This window comes from Schleiferilactobacillus harbinensis DSM 16991 (genome assembly GCF_000425885.1).
GTDB classification, from domain to species: Bacteria; Bacillota; Bacilli; order Lactobacillales; family Lactobacillaceae; genus Schleiferilactobacillus; species Schleiferilactobacillus harbinensis.
Window position 1 is genome coordinate 5,902 of the sequence record NZ_KE384472.1, and the last position, 6,160, is coordinate 12,061.

The window sequence follows — 6,160 nt, forward strand, 5'->3', positions numbered from 1 at the left end:
ACAAGGTGGATGCACTGACTAGCATCATTGACCAGGCCATTGCCCCGATTGACGAAGGCGTGAAGGGCTTGGAAGAACGGCAGCGGCAAGAACGGGAAGAAGCCGTGCGTCAGGAGATCAAGACCATCACGGAATCACGTGGCTTGGTACCGGATGACATTCAGTACGATCAGCACTGGGAAAACAAGTCATTATCCAGCATTGAGCGCACCCGTCAAATTGCGGCCGCAGCCGATTTCGTCAAAAGCCAGAAGGAAAAGCATGAGGCTGACCGAAACGCAATTGCTCATTACGCCAAGGCATTGGATGTTGACGCTGGCGGCTGGCTTGGGCTGGTTGACCAGGGCGTTGAGATGACCGACGTCATGGCTCGGATGGACAACTATGCTGAGCAGCAGAAGCAGGAGGCATCAGCCAAGAAGCAGCGTCAGGAAGCACAAGCAGCCATTGACGCCCTGCACCAAAAAAAGGTCGGTGAGCAAGTGGTGGACACGGAAACCGGTGAGGTCATGGACGCCGTGCCCGATAAGTACAGCTACGTTATCGAAGTCTCTGCCACGCCGTACGAAATGGCCGCTCTCACAGCCTACATGACTGCGAACGATATGTCCTGGACGGTGAAGTAATGTCGCTTGAAGAGATGGATCGCATGAGCGACGACGAGATTCGACGGTATCTGGAACGAATGGATGAGGAGGGCGACATATGAAACATTCTGACTCAATCAAAAATCTCGCAAGTGCTTTGGTACTGTTCCGTAGTCAGCTAGTTCAGCCAGTTAAGGACAAAACAAACCCGTTCTTAAAGAACAAGTATGTACCCCTGGAGGGTGTTGTGGAAGCTGTAGACAAGGGCATTCATGGAACGGGCCTGTCTTACACACAAAGCGTCTCAGGAGGCGACAAGAGTATTACCGTCACTACTGTCATTACGCATGAAAGTGGGGAGTGGTTAGAACTGGATGGCCTCACACTGCCAATGGCCAAACAGGACGCACAGGCAGGCGGTTCCGCCATCACCTATGCTCGCCGATACTCGTTGTCAGCTGCGTTTGGAATCACATCAGACACAGACGACGACGGTGATACAGCAAGCCGAAGGCAGGATGCCAATCTAGCAGATGGCAGGCGAGCAAGCGGTACACAGCAGGCGCAGCCAGCACAATGTATCCAGCCAAATGAGCTAGTCGTTCTGGAGCAACTGGTAAGTGATTATGCCAAGCAGTTGGGAATGAATGACGCCAAGGTTTGGGCATGGATTCTTCTCAAAACGAAGAGCAGGACGGCCAACATTAAGGATTTGTCGCCCAAAGAAGCTGGACAGGTCAAGCTGTTTATCAAGAACAACCCAGCGAACAAGTTGCTCGAGCTGCATCGGGAGAAAGAGGCTAAATAATGATTACTGGGCATGTCAAGAATATCAAAGGGAGAGAAATTACAATCGTTTCCGACGATGATCTGGACATGCTACAGATTGCCAAACTAAGCGATGGAAAAATACTGAGTGCTCAAGTAGCAATCAATGATGGTCGGCATATCTCGCCAGATCAGCGCAAGAAGGCGTGGGCGTTGATTAACGATTTCGCCAGCTACACAGGATATCTTCCGCAGGAAATGGAGCAATTGATGAAAGCAGAGTACATGATTCGCACTGGTGCTGACTGGTTTAGCATGGCGGACTGCTCAATGAGTACGGCAGCAGGCTTTATCACGGCAATGCTGGACTGGGGATTTGCCAATGACATCCCGTGGACGCTCAAGACATGGGATATGATCCCCACAGACTATCATCTGACTATCCAATGCCTCCGTCATCGGAAATGCATCATCTGCGGCAAGCCGGCTGATATTGATCATGTGACAACTGTCGGAATGGGCAACAATCGCAACCACATCGACAATCGTGGCCGGTACTTTCTTCCGCTCTGTCGCATTCATCACACGATCCGGCATGAAATGGGTGTCACCAGCTTCACGGATATGTACCACATTAAACCAGTCAAGCTGGACGACAAAACAATTAGATCACTTAAGCTCAACACGCAAGCACAATTCGATGAATTTGATGAAAGGAGGGGCACAGATGGAACAGCCTAATTACTATGCAATTATCCCGGCAAATATTAGGTATGATGAAAAAATTACGCCTGGTGCCAAGTTGCTTTACGGAGAAATCACTGCACTGAGCAACAAAAAAGGATTTTGCTGGGCCAAAGACCAGTATTTCATGAATCTCTATAACGTTGGACAAACAACTGTTCAACGCTGGCTGCACTCATTAGAATCTGGCGGGTACATCAAACGCAGTGTTCAGTACAAAGAGGGAACCAAAGAGATAGAAAATAGGTATATCCGAATTCGGGCATACCCTATACCCGAAAATGGGCATACCCCTATGCCCAAAAACGGGCAAGGTAATAGTACAAGTATTAATAATACAAGAGTTAATAAGAACCATAGTCCGGTTAGCACCGGACAACGTCCCGAACCGGATTACGCGGGATTTATTCAGTATCTGAACCAAAAGAGCGGCAAACACTATCGGGACACACCTACCAACCGCAGTTTGATCAAGACACGTTTGAGCGATGGCGCTACTGTTGACGATATTAAAGCTGCCATTGATCACGTCTGTGCCGGATGGCGGGACACGAAGATGGATCAATATATCCGGCCATCGACAATATTCCGTGCGTCCAAGTTTGAGGGCTACGTCAACAGCGTGCCTTATGCGCCGCACGAAGAGCAGCAGAAAGGCGATGAATCATATGGAGGCGTTGAGTTTTGACCTGCTGGACAAGCTGCAAGTGTTGGATGAGATGTGTCCTAAACATCCCCAGCAGAAGATGGTGCAGCTCCCCGGACAAGCACCGTTTTGCCCCATTTGCGCGGCGTCTGCCATTGAGCAACGAACTCAAGGCGTAATCACCCACCACATGGAAAAACGCCATGAGAGGACAACCAAGGACGTGTTGAGACTGGACTCAATTTTTGACGATCCCGATGCCGCCAGTTGCAACTTTGCCAACTACGTGACTCAACCCAACACGGAGGCCGCAGCCAATCGTGCTAAGGCTCGCCAGATTGCTGGCAAGTATCTCCATAACGATTATCAGGCAAACACGATTTTGACCGGAAATCCCGGCACCGGTAAGACACATCTCGCCATGGCGATGCTGCATGCGGTCAATGACAACATCAAACCAGAGGCGGCATGCCTGTTTGTATCAATCAATGAGCTGGTGCGACGGGTCAAGGATAGTTTTAACAATCGCGGAAGCTGGTACACGGAAGAAAATGTCACACGCCTTATCAGCACCGCTAATCTGTTGGTGCTGGATGACCTGGGGTCAGAGGCATCTTTTAAGCGGGACAATACCGAGGCAAGTGATTGGGTGCAGCAGTTGTTGTTTGGGCTGCTGAACAAGCGGCGCGGCCGCACAATCATCACCACCAATCTGACCAGTAAGCAGTTGACTAAGATTTACAATCCCAAGCTGCTGTCCCGCATGTATTGGGGCGTAGCAAAAAACGATGGTGTCATCAAATTTACTGATGCAACGCCGGACAAGAGAGAGGACCTATTTTGATGAGTGAGTGCAAGTTATGCGGTGGCCGTGGCGTCATCTGGGTTGAACAGCCAGACATTGGCGGGTACATGGTTGAACCGTGTCCGCAGTGCAACAAGGCATATCGAGGAAGCCAAGGATATGGACCTGAGAAGGAGGAAAAACAGGATGCTTAATCAAGTAGCACTAATTGGGCGGTTGACAAGAGATGTTGACTTACGAAAAACACAATCAGGCAAGGAGGTTGGACAGTTTATCCTCGCCGTTAACAGAAGTTACAAGAACGCACAGGGCAATGTGGATGCAGACTTTATTTCTTGCCAAGTCTGGCGTAACGCTGATGTATTGAGCAAATACACGCACAAGGGATCGTTAATCAGCATCACGGGTCAAATTCAGACTGGCAGTTATGACAATAAACAAGGCCAACGTGTCTACACCACCGATATTGTTGTTGATCACTTTGATTTTTTGGAAAGCAAGAGCGGCGGCACACAGCCAAGACAAAACAACCATCAGTCACAGCAGCGGAATGACGATCAGACACCGATAATTAGTGGCGATGATCTACCGTTCTAGGAGGCTATTAGATGAGCACTATGACACATAAGGAGCGCCAGACAGTGGGCCGTCTGCTAGCTGCCAAACTGTTGGACAAGCGCGTACCAGAAGACGCGCCAGAGTGGCAGCAAGTACGCGAACTGCTTGGCGGCATAAAAGAGAAAAAGGCAAACAAGCGCCCAGCCAAGGTCAGCGGCACTAAAAAGCGCCAGTTAGAAGCCATCAAAAAGCGCAAACAGATATACCCAAGACTCATTGATCAAGGATATGCTAACTGGCAGATCGGGGCCAAGCTAGGAATTAGCCGATCCGTTGTATCACATGATCTTATGCGATTTGGTCTGCAGGCTCACCGGCGCTATTACTGGCGGGCAACCAACACGGCAACTGGGAAGACTGGATACTACACGTCGCCGGCCGCCATGCGATCCGATACCAGCGTGACAAAAGCACTGTGGCGTATCGACAGAAAAGCAGTTGTCGGTCCATGGCTGATCGAACGCGGGTGCTGGTATCAGGACAGCCAGGGCAACTGGTACGAGGCACCGAAATGATTCGCGTTGAAGTGCCGGGAACACCAGTGGCGCAAGGCCGGCCACGCTTTGCCCGTAGAGGCAAATTTGTTAGCACATATGACCCACCTAAGTCACGAGCCTACAAGCAAAAGGTAGCCATATACGCACGTGCCTCTATGGCGTCCAGAGAGCCATTTACGGGCCCATTAGAGGTAACTGTGTATATTTACCGGCGGATACAGTCGAGCGGCTCACAGAGGCTAAAGCAGGCAAAACTAGATGGCAAGGTATGGCCAGCCATCAAGCCTGATCTGGATAATTATTACAAGGCCATCACAGACGCCTGCACGGGGATTGTGTGGCATGACGACAATCAGATCGTTAAAGCCTATATCGTTAAGAAGTATAGCGACCGGCCTCGGGCGATTATGGAAGTAGAGGAACTTGAAGAGGAGCAGGAAATATGAGTTATGTGATTATCGGCATTAAATCTCGGAAACAGTATGGCGGTGAGTTTAACACCATCGTTGATGCACATCGGTATCTTAACGATAAGCTCGAACGACGGACAATGGCTCGACGCCCAGAAAGCACTAAGGTCGGCTTAGATGAGCCGATGTTTATCGCTAAGGCCAACGCTCCTATTGATGCCCAGCTGCCTGACATGCGACGAGACGCCACGTTGTACGAATTTGAAAGAGTTCATAACTGGATGACCGCTAATCGTGTACGGGAGCGGATCGGATGAACAGTTATGATGTTGGCGACTGGGTCCGTTACAAGGGCGTTCCTTGCCGGGTGATTGGACATTGGCATGACAAACAATGGATAGATCACCTTGTACTGTGCGTGCCGGAAAATGTTGGACTGCTTAGAAAAGCCAAGCAAGTGACTCGCTGGAGATTCATCGGAACTGCATTACCAGAGACGGTAGAACTAATCAACAGACAAGGAGAATGAAAGCAATGACTGATAAGATGAGCAAAGAAGAGGCACGGTCCGTATTAAATGAGTTTTTATCGCGTAACCACTTGGAACTTGTCGCCAACGTTAAAGCATATGTGCTCAATATCGTTGATGCCATCGAACCGGAGCACAAGAAAGTTGTCCTGCCTAAAGCAGTTGGCGAGCAATGGGATAAGCTGGTTGCCAATCAGCCCAGCAATAGTGAGGGCAGTTCAGTTGACTACGCTTTGCTTGACCTTGTAAACAAAGCAAACGACACAAACGACAATGCTGGCTTCCGTCAGCTCTCTGACTGGTGGGGCAGAATACCAGACTCCTACCGGAAGCTGATTGATGCTGCACGGTATGGCTGGGTTCCAAAGTCAGATAAACTTTACCGAGTTAAGGTTTACGGTATTGACCTGCCGGCATTGTTCTACTGGAAGCGTGACGACGGCACCCTATCATTTGTGCAAGGCGGTGCTGGTCAGCCAGAAACAGAGTTCACGATGGACGAAATCAAGCAGTGGCATCTGGAAAACTGTGAACGCGAAGAGGTGATTGACGATGA

At 49.9% G+C, this 6,160-nt stretch carries 10 protein-coding genes and 1 pseudogene; all 11 read left to right on the forward strand.

Annotated elements, in window-relative coordinates; all coding sequences use genetic code 11:
- Positions 1–626: DUF1351 domain-containing protein (locus tag H627_RS0116245; RefSeq protein WP_162143248.1), on the forward strand; the 626-nt coding region annotated here is incomplete at its 5' end.
- Between the two features lie 79 nt (positions 627–705).
- The gene (locus H627_RS19525; RefSeq protein WP_051225525.1) at positions 706–1,395 is read left to right on the forward strand and encodes an ERF family protein; all 690 of its coding nucleotides are present in this window, start codon (positions 706–708) and stop codon (positions 1,393–1,395) included.
- Entirely contained in the window at positions 1,395–2,096 is a 702-nt protein-coding gene (locus H627_RS18925) for a putative HNHc nuclease (RefSeq protein WP_051225527.1), read from the forward strand. The genes H627_RS19525 and H627_RS18925 overlap by 1 nt, the downstream gene beginning before the upstream one ends.
- Positions 2,083–2,787: a conserved phage C-terminal domain-containing protein gene (locus H627_RS20405; protein WP_035441483.1), complete on the forward strand. Its 705-nt coding sequence runs from the start codon at positions 2,083–2,085 to the stop codon at positions 2,785–2,787. The genes H627_RS18925 and H627_RS20405 overlap by 14 nt, the downstream gene beginning before the upstream one ends.
- Entirely contained in the window at positions 2,759–3,589 is an 831-nt protein-coding gene (locus H627_RS0116270) for an ATP-binding protein (protein ID WP_226999156.1), read from the forward strand. Before H627_RS20405 ends, H627_RS0116270 begins: the two co-directional genes overlap by 29 nt.
- A gap of 147 nt (positions 3,590–3,736) precedes the next feature.
- Positions 3,737–4,147, forward strand: a complete 411-nt coding sequence (gene ssb, locus H627_RS0116280) for a single-stranded DNA-binding protein (protein ID WP_027829762.1) — start codon at positions 3,737–3,739, stop codon at positions 4,145–4,147.
- Positions 4,148–4,158: 11 nt separating this feature from the next.
- On the forward strand, positions 4,159–4,683 hold the full coding sequence (locus H627_RS0116285) for a hypothetical protein (protein WP_027829763.1): 525 nt from the start codon (positions 4,159–4,161) through the stop codon (positions 4,681–4,683).
- Positions 4,680–5,111: a RusA family crossover junction endodeoxyribonuclease gene (locus tag H627_RS0116290; RefSeq protein ID WP_027829764.1), complete on the forward strand. Its 432-nt coding sequence runs from the start codon at positions 4,680–4,682 to the stop codon at positions 5,109–5,111. The genes H627_RS0116285 and H627_RS0116290 overlap by 4 nt, the downstream gene beginning before the upstream one ends.
- A complete protein-coding gene (locus tag H627_RS0116295; RefSeq protein ID WP_027828499.1) occupies positions 5,108–5,392 on the forward strand; it encodes a hypothetical protein in 285 nt (94 codons plus the stop codon). The genes H627_RS0116290 and H627_RS0116295 overlap by 4 nt, the downstream gene beginning before the upstream one ends.
- Positions 5,389–5,604: a hypothetical protein gene (locus H627_RS20300; protein WP_152319438.1), complete on the forward strand. Its 216-nt coding sequence runs from the start codon at positions 5,389–5,391 to the stop codon at positions 5,602–5,604. Before H627_RS0116295 ends, H627_RS20300 begins: the two co-directional genes overlap by 4 nt.
- Before the next feature lie 5 nt (positions 5,605–5,609).
- Positions 5,610–6,160 (forward strand): annotated as a pseudogene (locus tag H627_RS0116300) (hypothetical protein); the annotation flags it as partial.